At 70.7% G+C, this 22,521-nt stretch carries 21 protein-coding genes and 1 pseudogene; 14 read left to right on the forward strand and 8 right to left on the reverse strand.

Annotated elements, in window-relative coordinates:
- Window position 1: 1 nt before the first annotated feature.
- Both ACIA6B_RS25440 and ACIA6B_RS25445 read left to right on the forward strand, forming a co-directional pair.
- Window positions 2-1,099, forward strand: a complete 1,098-nt coding sequence (locus ACIA6B_RS25440) for a Rieske 2Fe-2S domain-containing protein (protein WP_396777001.1) — start codon at window positions 2-4, stop codon at window positions 1,097-1,099.
- Window positions 1,096-2,196: a Rieske 2Fe-2S domain-containing protein gene (locus tag ACIA6B_RS25445; protein WP_396777003.1), complete on the forward strand. Its 1,101-nt coding sequence runs from the start codon at window positions 1,096-1,098 to the stop codon at window positions 2,194-2,196. Before ACIA6B_RS25440 ends, ACIA6B_RS25445 begins: the two co-directional genes overlap by 4 nt.
- A gap of 17 nt (window positions 2,197-2,213) precedes the next feature.
- Here the strand turns inward: ACIA6B_RS25445 and ACIA6B_RS25450 are convergent, their stop codons facing one another.
- Window positions 2,214-2,642, reverse strand: a complete 429-nt coding sequence (locus ACIA6B_RS25450; protein ID WP_396777004.1) for a protein-tyrosine phosphatase family protein — start codon at window positions 2,640-2,642, stop codon at window positions 2,214-2,216.
- Between the two features lie 140 nt (window positions 2,643-2,782).
- On the opposite strand from ACIA6B_RS25450, the gene ACIA6B_RS25455 reads away from it, so the two are divergent.
- The 8 genes from ACIA6B_RS25455 (at window position 2,783) to ACIA6B_RS25490 (ending at window position 11,973) form a co-directional block, all read left to right on the forward strand.
- Entirely contained in the window at window positions 2,783-3,832 is a 1,050-nt protein-coding gene (locus ACIA6B_RS25455) for a Rieske 2Fe-2S domain-containing protein (RefSeq protein ID WP_396777006.1), read from the forward strand.
- Complete coding sequence (locus ACIA6B_RS25460; protein ID WP_396777008.1) at window positions 3,825-6,377, forward strand: PEP/pyruvate-binding domain-containing protein; 2,553 nt, start codon at window positions 3,825-3,827, stop codon at window positions 6,375-6,377. Before ACIA6B_RS25455 ends, ACIA6B_RS25460 begins: the two co-directional genes overlap by 8 nt.
- A 77-nt stretch (window positions 6,378-6,454) precedes the next feature.
- Window positions 6,455-7,498, forward strand: a complete 1,044-nt coding sequence (locus ACIA6B_RS25465) for a lysylphosphatidylglycerol synthase transmembrane domain-containing protein (protein WP_396777010.1) — start codon at window positions 6,455-6,457, stop codon at window positions 7,496-7,498.
- Window positions 7,419-7,982, forward strand: a complete 564-nt coding sequence (locus ACIA6B_RS25470) for a hypothetical protein (RefSeq protein WP_396777012.1) — start codon at window positions 7,419-7,421, stop codon at window positions 7,980-7,982. Before ACIA6B_RS25465 ends, ACIA6B_RS25470 begins: the two co-directional genes overlap by 80 nt.
- Window positions 7,975-8,949: a lysylphosphatidylglycerol synthase transmembrane domain-containing protein gene (locus ACIA6B_RS25475; protein WP_396777014.1), complete on the forward strand. Its 975-nt coding sequence runs from the start codon at window positions 7,975-7,977 to the stop codon at window positions 8,947-8,949. The genes ACIA6B_RS25470 and ACIA6B_RS25475 overlap by 8 nt, the downstream gene beginning before the upstream one ends.
- Window positions 8,946-9,743, forward strand: a complete 798-nt coding sequence (locus tag ACIA6B_RS25480; RefSeq protein WP_396777016.1) for a hypothetical protein — start codon at window positions 8,946-8,948, stop codon at window positions 9,741-9,743. Before ACIA6B_RS25475 ends, ACIA6B_RS25480 begins: the two co-directional genes overlap by 4 nt.
- The gene (locus ACIA6B_RS25485; RefSeq protein ID WP_396777017.1) at window positions 9,740-10,462 is read left to right on the forward strand and encodes a hypothetical protein; all 723 of its coding nucleotides are present in this window, start codon (window positions 9,740-9,742) and stop codon (window positions 10,460-10,462) included. Before ACIA6B_RS25480 ends, ACIA6B_RS25485 begins: the two co-directional genes overlap by 4 nt.
- 50 nt (window positions 10,463-10,512) lie before the next feature.
- The gene (locus ACIA6B_RS25490) at window positions 10,513-11,973 is read left to right on the forward strand and encodes a cytochrome P450 (RefSeq protein WP_396777019.1); all 1,461 of its coding nucleotides are present in this window, start codon (window positions 10,513-10,515) and stop codon (window positions 11,971-11,973) included.
- 36 nt (window positions 11,974-12,009) lie between these two features.
- Here ACIA6B_RS25490 and ACIA6B_RS25495 read toward each other — a convergent pair whose 3' ends face one another.
- Window positions 12,010-12,216 (reverse strand): hypothetical protein, encoded by a 207-nt coding sequence (locus tag ACIA6B_RS25495; protein WP_396777021.1) that lies wholly within the window; start codon window positions 12,214-12,216, stop codon window positions 12,010-12,012.
- A gap of 249 nt (window positions 12,217-12,465) precedes the next feature.
- Window positions 12,466-12,897: an RICIN domain-containing protein gene (locus tag ACIA6B_RS25500; protein ID WP_396777023.1), complete on the reverse strand. Its 432-nt coding sequence runs from the start codon at window positions 12,895-12,897 to the stop codon at window positions 12,466-12,468.
- Window positions 12,898-13,098: 201 nt separating this feature from the next.
- Here ACIA6B_RS25500 and ACIA6B_RS25505 point away from each other — a divergent pair.
- Together ACIA6B_RS25505 and ACIA6B_RS25510 are read left to right on the forward strand one after the other, a co-directional pair.
- Window positions 13,099-13,266 (forward strand): annotated as a pseudogene (locus ACIA6B_RS25505) (transposase); the annotation flags it as partial.
- 167 nt (window positions 13,267-13,433) lie between these two features.
- Complete coding sequence (locus tag ACIA6B_RS25510) at window positions 13,434-13,628, forward strand: hypothetical protein (protein WP_396777025.1); 195 nt, start codon at window positions 13,434-13,436, stop codon at window positions 13,626-13,628.
- Between the two features lie 159 nt (window positions 13,629-13,787).
- Here ACIA6B_RS25510 and ACIA6B_RS25515 read toward each other — a convergent pair whose 3' ends face one another.
- From ACIA6B_RS25515 to ACIA6B_RS25525, 3 genes are read right to left on the reverse strand one after another with little or no spacing between them, the layout of a single operon-like run.
- Entirely contained in the window at window positions 13,788-14,690 is a 903-nt protein-coding gene (locus ACIA6B_RS25515) for a LysR family transcriptional regulator (protein WP_396777027.1), read from the reverse strand.
- Between the two features lie 42 nt (window positions 14,691-14,732).
- Window positions 14,733-15,665, reverse strand: coding sequence for a peptidoglycan DD-metalloendopeptidase family protein (locus ACIA6B_RS25520; protein ID WP_396777029.1), 933 nt, complete (start codon window positions 15,663-15,665; stop codon window positions 14,733-14,735).
- A 22-nt stretch (window positions 15,666-15,687) separates the two neighbouring features.
- On the reverse strand, window positions 15,688-16,959 hold the full coding sequence (locus tag ACIA6B_RS25525) for a DUF3370 family protein (protein ID WP_396777031.1): 1,272 nt from the start codon (window positions 16,957-16,959) through the stop codon (window positions 15,688-15,690).
- A gap of 243 nt (window positions 16,960-17,202) precedes the next feature.
- On the opposite strand from ACIA6B_RS25525, the gene ACIA6B_RS25530 reads away from it, so the two are divergent.
- Window positions 17,203-19,512, forward strand: coding sequence for a M4 family metallopeptidase (locus ACIA6B_RS25530; protein ID WP_396777033.1), 2,310 nt, complete (start codon window positions 17,203-17,205; stop codon window positions 19,510-19,512).
- Between the two features lie 48 nt (window positions 19,513-19,560).
- Window positions 19,561-20,658 carry an N-acetylmuramoyl-L-alanine amidase gene (locus tag ACIA6B_RS25535; RefSeq protein ID WP_396777035.1) on the forward strand — a complete coding sequence of 366 codons (1,098 nt, stop codon included), beginning with the start codon at window positions 19,561-19,563 and terminating at the stop codon, window positions 20,656-20,658.
- A 224-nt stretch (window positions 20,659-20,882) separates the two neighbouring features.
- Here the strand turns inward: ACIA6B_RS25535 and ACIA6B_RS25540 are convergent, their stop codons facing one another.
- Together ACIA6B_RS25540 and ACIA6B_RS25545 are read right to left on the reverse strand one after the other, a co-directional pair.
- Window positions 20,883-22,178, reverse strand: a complete 1,296-nt coding sequence (locus ACIA6B_RS25540) for an MFS transporter (protein WP_396777037.1) — start codon at window positions 22,176-22,178, stop codon at window positions 20,883-20,885.
- An 11-nt stretch (window positions 22,179-22,189) separates the two neighbouring features.
- The gene (locus ACIA6B_RS25545) at window positions 22,190-22,315 is read right to left on the reverse strand and encodes a hypothetical protein (protein ID WP_396777039.1); all 126 of its coding nucleotides are present in this window, start codon (window positions 22,313-22,315) and stop codon (window positions 22,190-22,192) included.
- Window positions 22,316-22,521: the final 206 nt, after the last annotated feature.

Below are 22,521 nucleotides of genomic sequence, written 5' to 3' on the forward strand. Positions count from 1 at the left end.
AATGACCGGTGTGTTGCCTCGAAGGCTCTCCGCCCAGGTGGCGAGGCCCGACGCCGTCCCGACGGGGCTGGCCGCGAGCTGGTACGTGGGACTGGCGTCGCGGCAGTTGGGGCGCCGCCCGGTGCCGGTACGCCTGTTCGGCCGGGACCTGGTCGCCTGGCGCGACGGGTCCGGCATGCCGGTCCTCGCCGGCCGGTTCTGTCCCCACCAGGGGGCGAGCCTGGCCCTCGGCACGCTCACCGGCGGCAACCTGCGCTGCCCGTTCCACGGCTGGCGGTTCGACGGCTCGGGAACGTGCGTGGCGATCCCCGGCTCCGATCGGATCCCCTCGACCGCCAGGCTGGCGACCTACCCGGTGCAGGAACGCTACGGCTTCGTCTGGGTGTGGTACGGCACGCCGACGCCGCTGTTCCCCCTGCCGGACTTCCCACCCCGCGACGTCGACCGACACCGCTACGTCGGCTTCCGCTACGCCGACCGGACCGTCGGCACCGCCCGGCAACTGCTCGAGAACGCCTTCGACTACTTCCACTTCGAGGCGCTGCACGGGCTCTCTCTCGACCGCACCGAGTTCCGGATGCTGCGCGACCAGTCCGAGGCCGCCGACAACGGGTCGCCCATTCCGACCGAGGCCTGGCTGGGCTCGTGGTTCGAGGGGGTGGCGACCCCCGGCCACCCGATCCGTGACCCGTTCCGGTGGCTGGTGGCGAAGTCGGCGACGTTCGCGGCGGGCGACAGCTTCCAGGTTCTGGTGGATGGCTGGCCGGGCGGCCAACGGTTCACCGGGTACGTCGACGGGAAGGTGTTCTACAAGGTGCTGCTGGCCATCGTCCCGATCGAGGAGCGGCGGACCACGCAGGTGGGCTGGATGGTCACCCCCCGCGGCAGCGGCATCGGCCCACGCACCGTGTTCAACCTGTTCACGCTCTTCGGCCAGTACCGCGGCGGGAGCACCCAGGACCTGCCCGTCTACAACAACACCGAGCCGGCCGCCGGCACGCTGCGCGCCTGGCACGACAACGGGTTGCTGCGGTTCCGCAAGTACTACCAGTCCTGGGTGGACCGGGTGGATCCGGCGTTCGCCGGGAGCCGGTCGTGACCCGGCCGGGCCGGGGGCCGGTACGGGCGGCCGACCAGCCGGGCACCCCGGACGCGGCACCCCGGTCGCCCGTCGCGCCGCAGCCGATGACCCGGTTGGCCGCCTCCTGGTACGTCGCCCTGCCGTCGCGCATGGTGGGCGCCAAGCCCCGGCCGCTGACCCTGTTCGGCCGCCAACTGGTGGCCTGGCGGGACGGCGCCGGCACCGCGTCGGTGCTGCCGCGCCACTGCCCCCACCTCGGTGCCAGCCTCGCGCTGGGCAAGGTCGTCGAGGGGCAGTTGCGGTGTGTGTTCCACCACTGGCGCTTCGACGCCACCGGCGCGTGCGTGCACATTCCCCGGCTCGACGGTCTGCCCAGCCACCTGGCCCGGCAGCGGGCGTACCCGGTGCGGGAACGCTACGGTTTCCTCTGGGTCTGGTACGGCTCACCCGAGCCGCTGTTCGCCCTGCCGCAGATGCCGCCCGAGGTGCTGAACCGGGTCGACTACCAACGCGACCGGTTCGCGTACGTCACCTCGGCGTCGCCGCGCCGGGTCCTGGAGCAGGCGTACGACCACCACCACTTCGTGGCCGCACACGGGCTGGAGGCGATCGACCCGGCCGGGCCGGCGGTGCTGTCCGATCCCGACGCGGCGGCAGGCAACGGCCCGCCGATTCCGGCGCCGGCGTGGACCGGGGCCAGGCTGGCGTTCCACGGGCCGCGGCTGCCGCGCCCGCTGGGCGGCGCGGACGGTCGTACCGAACTGTTGGTGGACGGTTGGCCGGGCGGTCAGCGGCTCACCTTCTCCGTCGCCGGTCAGGACGTGGTCCGGGAACTGCTCGCGGTCACGCCGGTCCGCGACGGCCACTCCATCGTGCGGGGCTGGTCCTTCGTGCGCCGATCGGGTCGTCCCGCCCAGGACGCGGCGGCGGCGGCCGGCTACCGCAGGTTCCGCCGGCGGGACATCCGCGAGGGCCTGCGCGGCTTCGCCGGCTCACGCCCGGAGCACGACGGCGTGCCGACCGAGCACGACGCGCCGCTGGCACGCTTCCGCGAGCGGTACGACGACTGGGTGCGGCTGGCGAACCGCGACGGCGAAGGTGACCGCGCGCCGTGAGCCGCATCGCCGCCCGGTCAGCGAAAATTGACGACGAAGCGCCGCTGCCACGGCGTTTCCACAGCACGGTGCGAATAGTGGGTACGCACGTAGTCGACCGCCTCGTCGCCGGACACGCCGTCCAGCACGGCCAGGCACGCCATGGCGGTGCCGGTACGACCGACGCCGCCGTAACAGGCGATCTCCACGCGCTCGGACCGGGCCCGTGTCAACAACTCGGTCAGGGCGTCGCGGAATGCGCCACGATCCGACGGCAGCCAGAAATCCCGCCAGCGGATCCAGGTGCTGTCCCATTTCACCGACGGCGGCTGCTTACCGAGCAGATACACGCCGAATTGCGGTTCCGGGCCGACCGGCACGGGCCTACGAAGTCCTCTGCCCCGGACGAGCGCGCCCGAGGGGAGACGCATGATTCCGGCGGTATCGGCATCCCAGGGCTGCGTCATCGTGAACTGGCACCTCCGCCTGTCGGCATTTTCCGTGCGATCGAGATAAGTCATACCACAGGGCATCGGGGGCCACCAGCAAGCAAATGCGCCATATCGGGGCCGCCCGAATTCGAATACGAGGGTAGGTGGACGGCATCATGAACCGAGAGCTGACCGCGGCGACGCACACCGCTGCGACGCTCACCGACCTTCCGGCGAGTTGGTACGTGGCCCTTCCTTCCGGTGAGCTGAAAAAGGGCCCGCGACCGTTGACCCTGTTCGGCCGGGAACTGGTGGCCTGGCGTGGCGGAGCGGGCCGGCCGGTGGTGACCCAGGGCTTCTGCCCGCACCTGGGCGCGAGTCTCGCCCGGGGGCGGGTCGCCGGCGGAGAACTTGAGTGCGCGGCGCACCGGTGGCGCTTCGACGACACCGGCCGGTGCCGGGCCGCCCCACCCGCACGCGACGCCTCGGGCCGGCCCGGAATGCGCAGCTATCCGACCGCCGAACGGCACGGCTACGTCTGGGTCTGGTACGGCAGCCGCGAACCGATGTTCCCGTTGCCCGCCTTCCCCGTCCTGGACCGGGCGACCGGCTACCCCACCGGCTTCCGGATGGCCGACGACACGCGGGCGACCGTCCGCCGGATCCTCGAGAACACCTACGACCCCGACCACCTCGTCGCCCTGCACGGGCTCGACGTCGACGGTTCGACGACCCTGCGCATGCTCGACGACCCGCGTGCGACCGCCGATCACGGCCCACCCATCGCCGCCGAGGCCTGGCTCGGCGCGGAACTGAGCTGGCCGTCGTACCGTGGCCGGATCGGCCGGATCGCCGGTCTGCTGGGCACCAACGCCAAGGAGTTCGTCCTGCGGGTCGACGGTTGGCCCAGCGCCCAACGGATCAGCTACTTCGCCGACGGGCGCCTGCGGTACCGGATGTTGTTGGCCGCCAGCCCGCTCGGGCCCAACCGGACCGTCCAGCACATCGCGGTGGCCCTGCCGCCGACCGGGACGCGCTGGCGGGACCTGCGCAACTATCTCCTGCACCGCCCGGAGATCACCCTGACCTCCCAGCAGGACATCCCGCTGTTCAACACGATCGAACGCGGCGACCGGCATGGCATCTACGTGGGCGGCGACCACGGCGTGCTCGCCTTCCGCAAGTACTACCAGCAGTGGGTCGACCGGGTGGCCGACGATGCCTGACCTCGTGCCGCTTGACGACCTGCGCGGATCGGACGCCGGCACCGCCGGCGCCAAGGCGGCGAACCTGGGCGACCTGCTCGGGGCCGGCCTGCCCGTCCCCGCCGGGTTCTGCCTGCCCATCTCCACCTACCACGCCGTCGTCACCCCCGCCGTCGCTCCGCTGCTCGACCGTCTCACCGCGGTCCCCGCCCCGGAACCCGGGTCGGCGACGGCGGCCTGGGAGCCGATGGAGCAGGTCGCCGGGGCGCTGCGCGCCGCCATCCACGACCTCGACCTGCCCGCCGGCCTGCGCGCCGAACTGGACCGGGCGTACCGGCGGGTGTGCCCGGACGGCGGCGGCGTGGCGGTGCGCTCCTCCGGCACGTCCGAGGACACCGCGGACACGAGCTTCGCCGGCCAATACCACACCGAACTCGGCGTGCGCTCGCTCGACCAACTCGTCGACGCCGTCCGGACGTGCTGGGCGTCGCTGTGGGAGATCCCCGCGATCCGCTACCGCGAGCGGGCCGGCGTACCCCATGCCGACGCCGCCATGGCGGTCGTGGTGCAGGCGATGGTGCCGGCCGACGCGGCCGGCGTCATGTTCGTCACGCCCGATCCCACCGCGCCCGGCGAACCCACCGAGCCGATCGTGATCGAGTCGAGCTGGGGACTGGGTGAGGCCGTGGTGAGCGGCCAGGTCGATCCCGACCGGTTCGTCGTGTCCCCGACCGGCGACACGGTGCAGCGCACCGAGGTCGGGAGCAAGTCGCGGACGGTGGTGCCCGACGGGAGCGGGACCGTGCTGGTCGACACCGCGCCGGACCGGCGCTCCACCGCGTCGCTCCGCGCGGAGCAGGTGACCGAGCTGGCCCGGCTGGGTCTGCGCGTGAGCCGGCACTTCGGCGCGCCGCAGGACGTCGAGTGGGCCGTCCACGACGACCGGCTGTGGATCCTTCAGGCCCGGCCGCTCACCCGGAGCCTGGCCCTGCCGCCCGTGACCGACTGGACCAGCCCGATCGAGGGCGCCACCTGGGCGCGGATCAGCATCTGCGACTCGTGGCTGCCCGAGCCGCTCTCCCCGCTGTTCGAGACCACCCTCTATCCCCGCCTGGTGGACCGGTGGCGGCGCAACTGGTCCGGCTCCGACCGGCTGACCGGTCCGCTGGTGCCCGAACCGATGGCCGGGTCGATCAACGGCTACGCCTATCTGCGCCTGGACTTCCCGCTGAACCGGTACCCGCTGCGCACCATCATGCTGATCGTCAACTTCTACCGCTTCCACCTGTCCCGACTGGAGTCGCACTGGCGCCGGGTCCTGCTGCCCCACCACCTCACCCGGACCGCCGAGCTGGGCCGACTCGACCTGCGTCACCTCGAAACCGAGGAGGTGCGGCGCGTCATCGACGAGGTGACCGACCTCAGCGGCGTCTACTGGGCGATGTTGGGCGGGCTCGCCTGGTACTGGAACGTCAGCGAACTGCTGCTGGAGAAGCTCTACCCGGCTCTGGTCCGACCGGTGCCCGCCGCCCCGGAACTGGCCCAACTGTTGCAGGGACATCCGACCAGGACCTCCGAGATGGAGGCCGCGCTGTGGCGACTCGCCCACACCGCCGGGGACGAGGACGCAGCCGAGCGCGGCCTCGCGGCGCTGCTCGCCGAGTACGGGCACCAGGTCTACCAGCTCGACTTCGTCGAGCCGACGCCGGCGGAGGACCCGACCGCGCTGCGCGCCGCCCTGGCCGGCAACCGCGCCCCCGACGCGCCCGACCCGGCGCAGCGGTTGCAGACGCTCGCCGAACGGCGGGACACGGAACTGGCCCGCATCGACGCCCGGCTCCGCCGCCACCCGTTGCGCCGGCAACTGCTGGGGCTGCTGCTGCGGCTCAACCGGCGGTACGCGGCCGTGCGCGACGAGGCGCTGTTCCACTTCACCCAGGGCTGGCCGATCATGCGCCGCGGCTACCTCGAACTGGGCCGCCGCCTGGTCGCCGACGGTGGCCTGAGCAGCCCCGAAGACGTCTTCTACCTGACCGGCGACGAACTCGCCGCCGAACTGCGCGCGGACCGGCCGCGCACCGCGTCGTGGGAGCGGACCGTGGCCGACCGCCGCGACCTCCGAGCGCGGCGGCGCGCCCTCATCCCGCCGCCCGCCGTACCGCCGGACATGCGGCTCAGCTTCGCCGGCATCAACCTCAAACCCGTCGCCTTCCTCGGTCAGGAGGAGAAGTCCGGCGATCCGGCCGAGCGCCACGGCGGCATCAAGGGGTCCCCGGTCAGCCCGGGACGCGTCACGGCCGTTGCCCGGCACGTCGCCTCCGTCCAGGACTTCCCCAAGCTGGGCACCGGTGAGGTCCTCGTCGCCTCCTTCATCACCCCCGCCTGGTCGCCGCTGCTGAGCATCGCCGGCGCGGTGGTGACCGACACCGGCGGGACGCTGTCCCACGGGTCGATCGTGGCCCGCGAGTACGGCATCCCCGCCGTGATGGGCACCAACCACGCCACCCGGCTGATCCGCGACGGACAGGTCGTCACCGTCGACGGCGACCGTGGGCTGGTGTACTGATGCCCGGCGTCGCGCCGCCCGCCGGCCAGCTCCCGAGCCGTCCCGCCCACCTCGACTACACACCGGGCTGAGCGGCCATGAGCGACATCGCCGTCACCTCCCCACCCACCGTGGCGTCCGGCCGGTCGCTGCGGCGCTTCCTGCTCCGGCTGCTCTGGTTCGTGACCACCGTGGCGCCGGTGTTCTGGCTGGTGCCCCAGCTCGACGCGCCGACGCTGGGGCACCGGCTCGGCCACCCGGTGGTCCAGCTCCTGCTGCTGGCCGCGCTGCTCAACCTGGCCGGGCAGGTCGTCCAGGCCGGGTGTTGGTCGGTACTGCTGCGCCCGCGTCACCGGGTGCCCTTCACCCGGCTCCTGCGCTACGAGTTCGCGGCCCAGTCGACCGCCTTCGTGGACGTGCCGAGGGGCGGCACGGACCCGCTGCGGTCGCGGCTGCTCGGCCGGCAGGACGTCCCGCCGGGCGTGACCCGGGCGCTGATCATCCTGCGCCGCATCGTCCGCGCCGCCGCGATCGGGCTCCTCGCGATCGCCGCGCCGCTGCTGATGGCCGGGCTTCCGGGCTGGGTCACCGCCTTCATCTGGTCGTCGACGGTGGCCACCGTGGCCCTGGTGGGCCTGCTGGTGTGGCTGGCCCACCGGGACGGCGGCAGGCCGGTCCCCCGTGGGCTGCGTCGGCTGGCGGACGGCCTGTTCTGCCTCCGCGACACCCGGACCCTGCGGCTCGTGCTGGTGCTGGCCCTGGTGGGGGTGTTGATCGATACCGCCGCGGCGGTGGTGATCCTCAACGCCCTGCACGTGCACGTGTCGGTGGGCGTGGCGACGCTCGTGCTGTTCTTCGTCGACGTGTCGGTCAGCCTCCCGGTGACCCCGGCCCACCTCGGCACCTTCGAGGCCGGCGCGTTCTTCAGTCTCCAGCTCGCGCACGTGCCGCTCGAGGCCGGCGCAGCCTTCGCCCTCGTATTCCACGCGCAGCAGAACCTGCCGCAGCTGATCGCCGGCCTGCCCCTGCGGTTCGCCGCCGGCCAACCGAAAAGAGAAGATCATGGCAGCATTGTCGAACTGGATGCCCGGCCTGGACGGAGACCAGAAGCTGGGCGAGGCGTACGCGGCGATGCCGGGTGACGACGCCTCCGTCGTGCCCTGGTACGTCCGCCTGCTGGAGAACCCGGCCAGTCCGGTCGCCCTGCCCGGCGCCATCGACCTGCGCGGGCACGACTGTGTGCACATCGTCTTCGGCCGGGGAACCACCTCGGCCGACGAGGCGTTCGTCCTCGGGGTGACCATGGGCTCGACCGGGCGGGTCGCCGGCTGGCAGCGGCAACTCTTCACGCTGGCGGCCCGGCACCTGTACCGCGGGCCGTGGCAGCTCTCCGAGCGCGACGTGCTGCTGTTCCGGATGGCCGTCGAGTTCATCCGTCAGCAGGGCGTCCCACCCCTCAACGGGGTGCGCTGGGACGATCTGTGGGACGAGCCGTTGAGGAAGATCCGGGCGTCGCTGGGCATCCGGGTGCCGGAGCTGCTCAGGTTTTTCGAGATCGAGCGGCTGCTGTGGCCCGACAGCCTGTCCGCCAGCCGACTGCCCACGGCGGCCCACTCGAATGAATGAGCGGACCAAGAGCCGGCTGGGCCTCGCGTTCCGGCTGCTCTGCGTGCTGGCCACCGTGGTCGTCCTCTGGCGGTTCCTGCGCGGCATCGACGTCGACAGGTTCACCGCCGCCCTGCGGGGCGCCGACTACCGGCTGCTGGTGCTCGCCGTGCTGCTGAACGTCGGCGCGCAGTTCGTCCGCGGGGCGAGCTGGACGGCCATGCTCGGCGCGCGGCACCCGGTGAGGTTCGGCACTCTGCTGCGCTACGAGCTGGCCGCCCAGGCCGCGTCCTCGCTCACCCCGGCGCGCGCCGGGGAGGTGATGCGCCTGTGGATGCTCAGACGCGAGGGTGTGCCGGTCACCGTCACCACGGCGCTGATCGTGCTGAAGAAGTCGATCGGCGCCGTCGGGGTGGCCCTGCTGGCGCTGCCCGTCCCGCTGCTGCTCGGCTTCACCGGCTGGGTGCCCGGCGTCGTCCTGGCCATCACCGCCGCCATGGTCGCCCACCTGGCGCTGCTGGTCTGGGTGGCGCACCGCAAGCCGGGCGCGAAGCTGCCGGCGTTCCTGCGCGGCCTGGTCGACGGCATGTACTTCCTCCGGGACCGGCGGGGCTTCGCAGGTGCCTCCGCGTGGATCCTGCTGGGTGAGATCGCCGACGCGGCGGCGGCGTTTGTGGTCCTGCGGGCACTGCACATGAACCTGTCGTTCGCAGCGGCGATCCTGGTGCTGTTCTTCATCGACTTCGCCAACGCCCTGCCCTCCGCCCCCGCCCAGCTCGGCACCTTCGAGGCCGGCGCGTTGTACGCACTCGGTCTGCTCGGCGTCTCCCCCGATCTCGCCCTGGCGTTCACCCTGGTCTTCCACGCCCAGCAGGCCATGCCGCAGATCGTCGTCGGGCTGCCGTTCCAGCTTCACTACCTGGCCGTCAGGCGAACCACGCAGGACAGCCCGACCGCCGCCCCGGTTCCGGAAGGGATGCACGGATGACGCCGTGGGAGAAGCTGCGGGCCGCACGGGAGACCCTCGACAAGTCCCGGGACATCTTCCGGGACTTCGCCCGGGACCTCTACTTCCCCGCGTTGCGGCTGTCCCGGTGGCAGCGGATGCGCTGCACGCCGGTGCTGTTCCTGGTGGAGTTCCTGGTCTACCGGGTCGACGCGGTCGCCGAGCACACCCGCGACGTGGAACTCGGGGCCGACGGCAACCAGGACTACCAGAAACTGGTCCGGTACAAGCACCGGTTCGCCGCGCTGCTGCGCCGGTTGGGCGCCTACGACGACGCCGTCGGCCACCTCCTCGACCAGGGTGAGCGGTACGTGCGGCTGGAGAACCGGGTCACCACGTGCGGCACCGCCGACCACGCGGACGTGATGCGGCTGGTCGAGCTGCGCTCCTCGGACCTTCGGCTGCTGCACGCGATGATTTACCCCCTGCTCGGCCGGCCCGTCGACCAGCGGTTGCTCGACGTGCTCTGGCCGGTCGAGGTCCTCGCCGACATCGGCAACGACCTCGCGCACTACGAGCAGGATGTCCGGACCGGGAACTTCAACACCTACGACGCGCTGGTGCGGCTCTACGGACCGGACGCGCCGCAGCGGCTCCGCGACGAGACGGCCCGCTACGAACGGTTGTTCCGCGAACGGCTGGACCGGTTCCCGGACGGGCAACGGGCCCACCTGGCGAGGTTGGGCCTGCGCCGGTACCGCACCCGGATCGACCGGATCCCGCAACCCGTCCAGTCCGACGGTTCCGAACCCTCAGCGACGAAAGGCTCGGCATGATCTCCCAGGTGGTCGTGGTCACCGGCGTCATCTGCACCCTGTGGTGGCTGGTCGCGTACGCGGGCATCATCCACCGCGGCTTCCGCGACAGGACCTACGGGATGCCGATCGCGGCGCTCGGCGCGAACCTGTCCTGGGAGGCCGCCTACGGGCTGTTCATCAACCCGTTCGCCGACCACATCCACACCCTCAGCATCGCGTGGCTCCTCGTGGACCTGGTCATCCTCTGGCAGGCGTGCCGGTACGCGCCCCGCGAGTTCGGGGACGCCCCCGGGGTCGGTCGGTACGCCAGGTTCCTGCCCATCGTCGCGGTCGTCGTCGCGTACCCGATCGTCTACCTGGGATTCTTCGAGTTCAACGACCCGGACGGCGAATACACCGGGTTCGGCGTCAACTGCCTGATGTCGCTGCTGTTCCTGGTCATGCTCGTCCGCCGGGACAGCCCTCGCGGCCAGTCCCTCTACATCGCGATCGCGAAGTTCTTCGGCACCTTCTTCGCCTGGCTGGCGACCGCGCTGACCGTGACCACGAGCGCCACCCAACCGTGGCCCCGCAGCTTCGGCTCCTTCTGGGTCGACAGTTTCCGGCACGACTCGTACCCGCTGACCCCGCTGATCAACTACCTCTACCTGGTCGTGTTCGTCGCCGACATCACCTACACCGTCGCGCTCTACCGCAGGTTGAAGGCGGCGAACATCCGGCCGTGGCGGCACATCTGATCCGCTCCGGAGGTCTCCCCCACCCACCGACCCTGCGCAGAGGAGTCGCCATGCCCAGCCCCTACCCCCTCGCCCCCTCCCGGCCGGACACCGGCCGCACCGCGACGGGCCGGCTGCTCGACGTGCTGCGCCGCCCCGCCCCCGACGACGTACCCGGAACCAGGCCGTGGCCGCTGGTCGGCGACCTACCGCGCTTCGCGGCCGATCCGCAGGCTTTCGTCACCGACCTACACGACGCGTACGGCGACCTGGCCGCCTGGTCGCTCGGCGGACAGCGCCAGTACTGCGCCTTCCACCCCGACGACGTCGCGACCGTGCTCAGCGCCACCAACTTCGCGCTGCGCAAGGGGTTCACCGAGGGCTTCACCCAGCACGCCGACCTGCTCGGCGCACGCGCCCTGCCGGCCAGCAACGGCGAACTGTGGAAGCGGCAACGCCGGCTGGCGCAGCCGGCCATGCACCTTCGCCGGATCGGCGGCTACGCGACCACCATGGTCCGCTACACCAACGAACTGGTCGACCGGTGGCAGGACGGCCAGATCCGCGACGTGCACCAGGACATGGTCCGCCTGACCGCCCAGATCGCGGTGAAGAGCCTGTTCGGCGCCGAGGTCGGCCACGCCGACGGCGACGCGATCCGCGAGGCCCTGGCCGAGATGGCGCGGCTGGAGGAGATCGAGTACACCGGCCTCCCCGGGTTGTTGCCGTACTGGATGCCGACCCCGCACCGGCAGCGGTTGCGCAAGGCGTCCGCGCACGTCGAGCGACTGATCATGCGGGCGGTCGACCGCCGCCGCCGGCCGCCGAGGGCGTACAGCGCGACAGACGGCCCACCCGATCTGCTGGCGATGCTGCTCGATGCCCGCGACGAGACCGGCCAGCCGATGGACGAGCGGCAGTTGCGCGACGAGATCCACACGCTCTACGTCGCCGGGCACGCGACCACCGCGAACACACTCGGCTTCGCCTTCGCCCTACTGGCCCGGCACCCCGACGTCCTCGACCGCATGCACGCCGAGTTGGACCAGGTGCTCGGCGACGCGGATCCCGACTTCGAGGACGTGGCCCGGCTGCCCTTCACCGAGGCGTGCGTCAAGGAGACGCTGCGGCTGTTCCCCGTCGTGGCGATGCTCCCCCGAAAGGCCAACGTCGCGCTGGAACTGCGCGGGCGGACCATCCCGCCGGACGCGGGCATCTGGGTCAGCGCGTGGGTCACCCACCGCGATCCGCGCTTCTGGCCCGAGCCGACCCGGTTCCGGCCGGGACGCTGGCTGGACGAGAACCCCGGGACGCACCGCTCCGCGTGGTTTCCGTTCGGGGGCGGCCAGCGGGTCTGCTACGGGATGCGCTTCGCCCTGACCGAAGCGGTGCTCGTCCTCGCCGTCGCGGCACGCGCCTTCACCTTCAGGTCGATCGGCGACGCCCCGGTGCACTACACCAACGAGGCGCTCCTCGCCCCCCGGGGCGGCGTCGTGCTGGCGTTGGACAGGCGGCAGCCGCCGGCCCGGTGACGGAAGCGGACGAGGGGCCGACGTCGGGCGGGTGGATCAGCCGGCGGTGCGGCCAAGCAGTTGCAGCAGGTCGTTCGCCGCCAGTTCGACGTCCTTTGGCGCGAATGGAGAAGCGCGGTAGACGGGACCACCCAGCGCATCCACGACCTGATGCGGGAACAGGTGCGAATCGGGCGAGGGCGTCGGGGAGCCCTTCGGCGGTGGCCTGGACTCGGAGAGCGTGATGACCTCCAGCAACGTCACTGAGTCCAGCCACGCCCGGACGCCCCCTGCGCATCGTCGACGTCAGCAGAAGGCCCTCGGTATGAAGACGGTTGGCTCGACACCACCGGACCTACCGAGGGCCTTCCGTCGCCAACAACACGACACGCCGCCCGACCGTCAACTTCTCAAACGCTTACAAGCCACCTTCGCCCTGCTGCACATAGCGCACCAAGTTACGTCGCAGCCCCATTCGAGCATTGCCACGATCAACCGTCAGGATGAGTCGAGTCAGGGAGTCTTGATCCAGTGCTGGTTGGTGCTGCCGTTGAACCCTGCGAGGCTCGGCTGATTGCTGTTGAACTTCGTCAGGTACTTCCCCGTGAAGCTGTTACGGATCATCTTGAAGCTACCGCCAGAGACAACGTCCAGGTTCCAGTCCTGGCTGAGCGTTCCGTCACACGGCCGAGCGGCGACGAGTGTGCCCGTGCCACCGTTGTTGGTGTCCAGGCACAGCCCCGTGGCTCGGTTCTTCGCGATGACGGAGACCCCGTTGGACGACGTGAAAAGGTCCCAGGCCGCGAGGCTGCCCACGAGATTCGCGGTCTTGACGTTGGCCAGGTTGAGGTTCGGCACCTTCAAAGCGACCAGTCGCTCATTGGTGTTGCGGGCCTGAAAAGCGACTGTCGACACCGGTCCGGCAGCCTGCGCGGACGCGGCCATGGGACCGAGGATGCCTCCCGCAACCACAGTGACAATTGCTGCGCTGGCCCGAAAACGCGCACGAGACGACCGGAACATGAGAACTCCGTTTCTTGAGACATAGCGGCATGTGCATCAGCGCACGTGGCCGATCGGTGAGGACTGTCTGGTCACTGAGCAATACGCCTCACCTACGCGACCGGTTCACCAAAATTCCTCGCTGTAGGTCGACCAGCCGACCTCGGCGCCTTGCCGGTCGCGGTGGCTCGATCATGTGGTCATCACGTGGCCCACCTGCCTGGCCTGGCGATGCGGCGCATTGCTGACCTGCATCCGGGTTCGGCGAAGACCGACGCCCGGCACGCCTACGTCATCGCCGATGCGGCCCGGTGTCATCGAGGTGGTCACGCTTCAGCCTCGCACCGCCACGACTTGCGAGACCACGATCGTGCTACTGGGGTGGGCAGTCCTGACACCTGCGGCGTAGACAGACGCCAGGTGACGTCGCCCGCTGCCGGTGCCACAGCACGGGCTGGGGACACTCGATGACACGAGGCGTGTATGACCTGATCGTTCTGGTCGTCAACCGCCTCACCGTTCACCACCCCTTCGTCAACTCGGCCGCCGGCCCGGTGCACGGCGCCGCCTACCTCGCCGTCATCGCACTGGCCCTGCTCGTCCCCACCGCCCCCGCCGCGCCCGCCACGCCGCCTTCGTGCCGGGAATCGGTGGCTACCTCGCCCTGCGCTTGATGAACCGGGCCGGCTCGACGACGTCTGCCGCGCCGACGTCGGCGGACAACGGCCGGAAGTTCCGCGAGACGCTCGCACGGTAGATCGCACGCGGTAGAAGGACCGGCCGGCACACCCGGACGGCTCGGCGCGCTGGCGGAGGTCGTCGATGAGTTCGCGTCAGGGTGCCGGCGGCAGTGCGGAGATCCGGGCGAGGTTGGTCCGGTTCCCATCCGCGACCAGCCGGGCGAAGCGGCGCCCGACGTCGACGGGTACCCGATGCGGGTGCCACGCCACCAGCACCGGCTGGCTGATCGGGTCCACCAGGGGGATCGTCACGAGATCCTGGTTGGCCAGTCCGACAGGAGTGCCAAGTGTGACCGCGTGGAATTCGCGCAGGCAGACGTCGTACGCCTCCCGGGTGAGCCCGACGTAGTGGATCAGCGGGGTAACCCCGGCCTGCGCGCAGATCAGCTCCAGGTGTCGGCGGGCGCTGGTTCCCGGCGGTCGGCAGATCCACGGGTGCGCGCAGAGCTCGCGGAGGCTGACCCGTTTCCGTGTGGCCAGCGGATGGGTCCTCCAGACCACTGCCCACAGAGGGCTCTCGCCCACCTTCTCGGCCCATACCGAGTCGGGCAGGATGGTAGGCAGTTCAGCGAAGTCCAGGTACTGGACGAGATCGAGCTGGCCGGCGGTCAGGCCAGCGACGAGGTCGTCACTGGGGCCGATGGTCACCGTGAGCGCGGTCTGCGGTAGCTGTCGGCGAAGCTGGTCGAGTGCGGCGCGCAGGTCGAGAGCCTCGATGCCCACGCGAAGCATGCTCTGCTCGTGGGTGCCCGCCTCGAGACGCCGCATCGCGTGGTCGACGGCGAGGGCCTGTCGCAGCAGGTCCCGTCCCTCCTGAGTGAGGGTGACATGCCGGGTGGAGCGTTCGAAGAGGGTTCTGCCCAACTGTCGTTCCAGGCGTCGGATCTGGTTGCTCACCGAGGGTTGTGGCAGCGACAGTCGGACGGCGGCCCGGGTGAAGCTGAGTTCCTCGGCCACCGCGATGAAGGTCCGCAGCGACCTGATGTCGATGTCCACATCGACAATGGTAGTGATCTGGTGGTCGATCTCCGGCCGAGGTCAGTAGTAGCAGCCGGTGGTGGGCAGCGCTGCCGCCGCCGGCGGAGTGACCTGGTCGTAAATGGCCAGCAGGTAGTTCTGCGGGCACCGGTAGGTGCTGCCGGTCCGGATCCCGAAGTGCAGGTGAGGGCCGGTGGAGTTCCCGGTGCTGCCGCTTGACCCGATCTGCTGACCGGTGGCCACCGTTGCCCCGGTGGCCACGGACCAGGCCGACAGGTGGCAGTAGGTGTAGACCGCCCCGTCGGTGCCGGTCAGGTTGATCCCCCGGCCGCACGAGGTGTCGTCGACCCGGACCACGGTGCCCGGTCGGGTGGCGTAGACCGACGTCCCGGTGTCGACGGGCAGGTCGATGGCCGGGTAATCGTGGTGTGGGTCGTCATACTCGCTTCGGGGTAGCAGGGTTCTGGATACCGGCAGGGAGAAGCCCGCCTGTCCCCCGCCGTCGCCGGTGAGCCGGACCGCGTCGGCGACCACGTATCCGGTGCCGGTGCTCCACCGGCTCACCCCGACGGCATTGCCGGTGCCCGCGTCGAAGGAAAAGGCACCGAGGCTGACCCACCGGCCGCCGTTGACGCGTTGGTTGACCCGGACGGTCTGGGTGCCGCCGCTGGCGGCCACCACGAAGGGGGTGGCGTCGTTGTAGCCCGGATCAGCCGGGTACCAGACCTCGACCTGGTAGTTTCCCGCTGCCGGCACGGTCAGGGCGAACCACGCCACGTCGCTGCCGGTGGTGTTCGGGGTGGCGTAACGATAGTCGGCGCCGTAGCGCTGGCTGGACCAGCCGGAGATCCCCCAGTTGGCGCTGGCGGTGAAGCCGGCGTCGGCGTTGTCGCTGGTGATGCTCGCCGCCGAGGCCGACCCGGGGTGGACGAGGGTCAGGGCGCTGGTCAGGATCACCGCAACGGTGATCCGTCGCCAGTGGTCACGGGGCATGGCGAACACTCCTCGTCGAATGTCAGACCGATTCCAGGATGAGTTGGGCCTGGGAGTAGATCAGCCCCGGTATGAACAGTTCGATGGTGACCGTCTCGGTCGCTGCGGGGGCGAGCGTCCAGGTGCCCAGCGCCGTGGGGTCCCGTGGGGCGGTCGGGCGGGTACAGAGAATGTCGGTGCGGGTGCCGAGGTGGTCGGTTACCTGCACCGGCCCGTTCCAGGTGGTCTCCCCGTTGTCCGCGCTGCCCGCGAAGCCGTGACCGAAGGACAGCCGAACGGTGCGGGTCACCGACGACGGATTGCTGAACGCGAGACCGACGCGGTAGCGGAAGCCGTAGTTGCCGTAGCTGCGGGTGGCGCTGTCGCTCAGGTACGCCACACCGGCAGCTGACTGGTCCAAATCGACGCGGTTGTACCGGATGGTGTCTAGGCCGTACCCAAGGTAGGCGGGCGCGGCGGGAACGGTGACCTGCGTCGCGGAGCCGGTGCTCCAGACCGAGTTGGCGTAGACGCCGGCCATCCGTCCCGGCTCCCCGACCGACGGGACCTCCGGCTGGATGTTCCCCGGTGCCGCCGAGGTGTTGCTCTGCGAGTAGTTGATCGCGGTGGTGGCGCTACCGTCGCTGGTCATCACCGTGTACAGATAGGCACTGCCCCCGACGACGGTGACCCGGATCCGGCCGTCGATCAGGTTGGCCGGGTTCATCCGGGCGACCACCGCCTGCACGGCCTTGCCCGGCCCGACGGTGAGGATCCCGAAGCGGACGTTCGCCCGCGGCGACTGCCAGTCCCGCTCGATGTCCAGCCAGTCCCGGGCCACCCGGTAGCTGGGACCGCCACCACAGCGAGCGGCGGGATCGGGGTCCAGGGGCACCTGGTCGTTGGTGTACATCGACCCCACCCCGCTGACCTGGATGGCCGTCGAACCGGGGTTCGAGATGAGCACGTGCAGGTATCTGGTCGTGCCGGTGCCGTTCTGGTGGTAGAGGTACAGGGGCACGTCACCGGTGACCGGGTACGCGCGCCCACCGCGTCCGGTGGCGCGGGAGTGCAGCATCAACCAGCCGTTACCGGTGACGGTCTCGGGGTTGTTGCTGACCACGACCGGTGCGCCGGACAGCCCGCCGGGAAGCTGCTGCACCTGATCGAGAGGGACGGTGCGTCCCGGCCCGGGGGCGCTGCCCGTCCGCCAGATCGCCTCGGCGGCGGATACCGGGGCGGACGCCAGCCCGATGACGACGGCGAGTACCGCCAGGAATGTCAGCAGGTGCCGGGCCGGTGTGACAGTCCACATGCCGAATCCCTCCGCTTCAATTGATGGCCCTCGCAATATAGGAATGCACTTCGCTTCCCGTCAACAGCAACCGACATATTCGTCGGCCCTTTATCGCATTCATATGCCAGCCGAATAGATTTATTCGATTCTGGTATTTGCCTGTCCGTCGATGGGTTTGGGACCGTGCGGCTGAGCCCTCGTGGTCGGCGGCGGGGCGCGGCCCGCCCGGCGGTCCCGGGGCCCACATGGCCGGTGCGACGAGTGGAGTGTCACGTGCGGATGAGAGTTCGGGCCACGATCCTGGCAGCCACCCTGACGACGGCGGCCGGGATGACAGCGCCCGCTGGCGCGGAGGCGGCGGACCGGGGTCGACCGGCGGGCACGCTCCCGGCGGTGTCGGTGAAGAACCAGCAGGCAAGAGCCCTCGCGGCTGCGGACCGGGCGGTGGCCGACGAGGTCGGCCGGTTCGGTTCGGGAATGAGCCCGAACCGGCGGACCGCCACTCGTGGCGGCGACGGGCTCCATTACGTGGCCTACGAGCAGACCTACCGCGGCCGGCCGGTGATCGGAGCGGACGGGGTGGTGGTCGTCGACGGCAGCGGCCGGATCCATCAGGTCCAGTGGGCGGCGGGGGCACGAGCCAGAATGGACGTACTACCCGCCGAGCCGGTCGTGAACGCGACGGCGGCGATTCGTACAGCCCGTTCTCAACTGGCTCGGGTCAGCACGAGTACCACCGCCCGCGAGGTGGTACTGGCCCGCACCGCACGGCCGGTGCTGGCCTGGGAAACGGTGGTCACCGGGCGTCGGGCCGACGGGACACCCTCGCGCCTGCACGTGTATATCGACGCCCAAACCGGTCGGATCGCCGACCGCTACGACGAGGTCCGGTCCGGCAGTGGCACCGGCTACTACTACGGGCAGGTCGCGATCTCCACCAGCGGGTCCGGTGGTTCCTGGTCGATGACGGACCCGACCCGCAGCGGGATCCGGTGCGGCGGCCAGAGCGGCACCGCCTTCACCGGCACCGATGACGTCTGGGGCACCGGATCGGGGACCAACCTCGAAACGGCCTGTGTCGACGCCCTCTACGGAGTGCAGAAGGAGTGGGACATGCTCGCCGCCTGGCTGGGCCGTAACGGCATCAACGGCAGCGGCGGCGGATATCCCGCCCGGGTGGGCATGACCGACGTGAACGCCTACTGGACCGGCAGCTACGCCACCTTCGGTCGGACCCAGGATGGCGTCCGGCAGATGACCTCGATCGACGTGGTCGCGCACGAGTTCGGCCACGCCATCTTCCAGTTCACGCCGGGCGGTGCGGGTTCGGGCAACGAGAACGGCGGCATCAACGAGGGCACCGGTGACATCTTCGGCGCCCTGACGGAGCACTACGCCAACAACGTCAACGACCCCCCGGACTACCTGGTCGGCGAGGAGGTCAACCTGGCCGGCACCGGCGAGATCCGCAACATGTACAACCCCTCGGCGGAGGGGCACCCCAACTGCTACACCTCGTCGATCCCGAACACCGAGGTGCACGCGGCGGCCGGCCCGCTCAACCACTGGTTCTACCTGCTGGCCGAAGGTTCCAACCCCGGGGGAGGCAAGCCGAGCAGCCCGATCTGCGCCGGCGGTCCGTCCAGCGTGACCGGGATCGGCATCCAGAAGGCCGGAAGGATCTTCATGGGGGCGTTGAACCGCAAGACCTCCACCTGGCGCTACGCCAACGTCCGGTCCGCCTCGGTAGCCGCAGCCGTCGACCTGTACGGCGCGGGAAGCGCCGAATGCGCCGCGACCAAGGCTGCCTGGAGCGCGGTCAGCGTAGCGGCCCAGGCCGGGGAACCCGGTTGCACGTCGCCCGGTAACAACTTCACGCTCTCGCTGAACCCGGTCGCCGGCAGCGTCCGGCCCGGGGAGTCGGTGACCGCTACCGTGTCCACGCAGACCAGTAGCGGCAGCGCCCAGCCGGTCACGCTGACCGCCACCGGTCTGCCCACTGGCGCAACCGCGTCCTTCAACCCGGCTGTCGTCACCTCCGGCGAGTCCGCCGCGCTCACCATCGCCACCGGCACGACGACATCGGCCGGAACCTATCCGATCGCGGTGACCGGAACCGGCACCACCGTCACCCACACGGCGACCTTCACCCTCACCGTCGGAGGCGGTGGCACCTTCAGCGTAGTCGTCGACGGGCCTTCGTCCGCCAGCACCGCCTGGGGTACGTCGACCTTCTCAAGCCAGCGTTACGGCACGGACTACCGCTTCGCCGACCCGGTGGCCGCCAGCGATCCGGCGTGGTTCCGGGCCAACCTGCCGGCCACGGGCAGCTATCTGGTGGAGGTCTGGTACCCGGCCAGCGACGGATACAACAGCGCGACCCCCTACGTAGTAGCCACCGCCACCGGCAACCAGACGATCACGGTGGACCAGCGGCTCAACGGCGGCCACTGGGTGGCCCTCGGCACATTCACCCTCAACGGCGGTGACCGCAACGTCGTGGCGGTCAGCCGCTGGACCTCCACCAGTGGCTACGTCATCGCCGATGCGGTCCGCATCACCCGACAGTGACCCACCAGGCATCGATCCGACAGTCAAGCCCCGCACGAGGAGAAGCCCATGCGCGTGTCCCGCCGTGAACTGATGCGTACCGCGATCGTCCTCGGTACGGGCGCCGCCCTGCCGGGCGCGCTGCCGCAACTGGCTCTCCCCGCGACGGCCGGTCCGGCGGCGCGCCCGCCCACCGGGCTGGCGGCGCCCGTCATCGCCTCGTGCGACACCTGGGGAGCCCGAACCGTCTCCGGCCTGTCCCAGCTCACCAGCAACCCGGACAAGATCGTCATCCATCACACGGCCACCGCCAACACCGCTGACCTCTCCGTGACCCAGGCTTACGCCCTGGCCAGATCCATTCAGGCGTACCACATGGACAGCCTCGGCTGGTCGGACACCGGTCAGAACTTCACGGTCAGCCGCGGTGGCTACCTGATGGAGGGACGACACACCAGCCTCTCCCACCTCAACTCCGGATCAGGTTTCGTGACCAGCGCCCACTGCCCCGGTCAGAACACCACCGGGGTCGGCATCGAGAACGAGGGCACCTACACCTCCGTCACTCCACCAGACACACTCTGGAACGGCTTGGTCGACCTCTGCGCCCACATCTGTCAGCAGTGGGGCATCGCTCCGAGCCAGATCTTCGGCCACCGGGACTTCGTCGCCACCGAATGCCCCGGCAACGCCTTCTACGCCAAGCTTTCCCAGCTACGGCAAGCCGTGCAGGACAAGCTGGGGACGCCCCCACCGACGGGTTGGAGCGCCGTCGTGGACAACGCGTCGAGCAACTTCCGTGCCTCGACGAACTGGTCAACCTCCAGCACATCGACGCAGCGCTACGGCAGTGACTACCGCTACGTCGTTCCCGCCGCCGTCAGCGATGCCGCGTACTTCACGGCGACGCTGCCGGTCACGGGCAACTACCGGCTGGAGATCTGGCATCCGGCGAGTACGGCGTACCACCCAGCCGCTCCCCACGTCGTCCTCGCCTCAACCGGCACCCAGACCGTCCTGGTCAACCAGCAGAGCGGCGGCGGAAGCTGGCGCAACATCGGCACCTTCACCTTCACCGCCGGCACCCGGGACGTGCTCGCGGTCAGCCGCTGGACCACCGGCACCCAGTACGTCGTCGCCGACGCCCTGCGGATCACCCAGCTCTGAACCCGCTGACTGGCGGCTGTCGGGTCGGCGCGGCTCGGGGGTTTGATAGTCGACTCCGCCGCCCGGCTCGACCCGGCGCATGAGCCAGCCGCACAGTGGTCAACCGGGGGGCCCGCGGATTTCTGCCGCTGTCACTCACGCCGACGGATCGGCTTCAGGCCCGGGTCCAGGCCGTCGGCGCAGTGGCGGCCTGCGGAGAAGCGCACGCTCCGTGACGCGCCGCCCTACCCAGATCGGCCGAGGCTGTGGTGACCGGCGGGCGTGGCGCGCAGACGACGGCGGCCGATCACGGCCGCGGTGAGGGCCACCACGCCGGCGCCGGTGGCAGCCCAGAGCGCGGCGTCGGCGCCGAGGCGGTCGATGAGCGTGCCGCCGAGGGGTGCGCCGACCGCGATGCCGGCGAAGATGGTGACACCGAGCCAGGTGTACGCCTCGGTGGCCGCATGGGCCGGCACCACCCTCGTCACGAGGGCGTTCCCGGTGATCAGGGTCGGTGCGTTGGCCAGGCCGGCGATGGCCAGGGCGATGGTCGCGAGGGCTAGTGAACTGGTGAGGACTGCGACCAGGACGCTGCCGGCGACCATGCCGGCGACGCCGATCAGGAGGCGGTGGGCCGGCGCCGTGTCCCAGGTGCGGCTGCCGTACGCGATACCGGCGATGAGGCTGGCGCCGGCCCACGCGGCGAGCATCGCGCCGGACACGCCGGGCTGGTCGAGTTCGCGGGTCAGCGCCACGACGCCGACCTCGATGAGGCCGAACAGAACTCCGATGCTCAGGAACACCGCTATGAGGACCCACAGCCCCGCATGCGATGTCGCTCGTGTCCGGCGGCCCTCCGTCGCGGCGGGCTGCGGTGCGGGTTCGGTCGAGCGGTGAGCGAGGAACAGGCCGCACCCGACGGCGACCAGGAAGGCGGCGACGACCAGTCCCGCTCCGGGCGCGACGACCGTCGCGGCGGCCACGACGAACACCGGTCCGATCACGAAAACCGCTTCTTCGATGAGTGACTCGATGGCCAGGGCCGTGTCCAGCCGCCGGTCGTGGCGCAGCAACGCCGTCCACCGAGCGCGGGCGAACGCGCCGATCTGCGGCACCGACACCCCAACCGCGGCGCCCAACCCGACGAGCGCCCAGACAGGAGCGCGCAGGTACGCGGCGACGACCAGACCTGCCAACGTCGTGATGGCGGCGATCGCCTGGGGTGCCAGCACGCGGCGTTGCCCGAGCCGGTCAGCGAGCCGGCTGATCTGCGGCGCCAGCAGACCCTGCGACAGCGAGATCGCACCGGCGACGGCACCCGCCACGGTGTACGAGCCACCGAGCCCGGTGATCATGACCACGGCGCCGAGGCCCACCATCGCCTGCGGCAGCCGGGCGAGGGCGCCCACGACACTGAACGACGAGCCCGGCACCGCCCACACCTGACGGTAGGACGCCCACCACGACCCGGAGCCGGCATCGCTCAGCACCGTCGCCGCCCCGAGCAACACGACACCACGCCAGGAGGGTACGGCAGGCATCCGGGGCACCTTCAGCTCGCGACGCGGAAGCTCCCTGTCCCGAACGGGCCGAGCGGGATCCGGTCGTCCGACACCGCACCGCCCGTCGGCTGCTCGGCGAGGTCACACTCGACGAGTCCGCCGTCGAGCCCGGACACCGTGGCCACCACCTCGGCGGAGGTCGGGTCACCAGCCGCAGCACCGCACCGTCGCCGTCCTCGGCGAGCTTGTGGGCGGACGCTTGCGCCCCCTGCACGCGCAGTCCGGGCGTCACTGCCGGCGCCGCCATCCCGGGGCGCAACTGCCAGGCTCGCAGTGGCGCACGCCGGAGGGTCGCCGCCGCGGTCACCCTGGCCTCGTCGTC

The sequence above is a fragment of the Micromonospora sp. NPDC051141 genome (assembly GCF_044455765.1).
In the GTDB taxonomy this organism is placed as follows: Bacteria; Actinomycetota; Actinomycetes; order Mycobacteriales; family Micromonosporaceae; genus Micromonospora.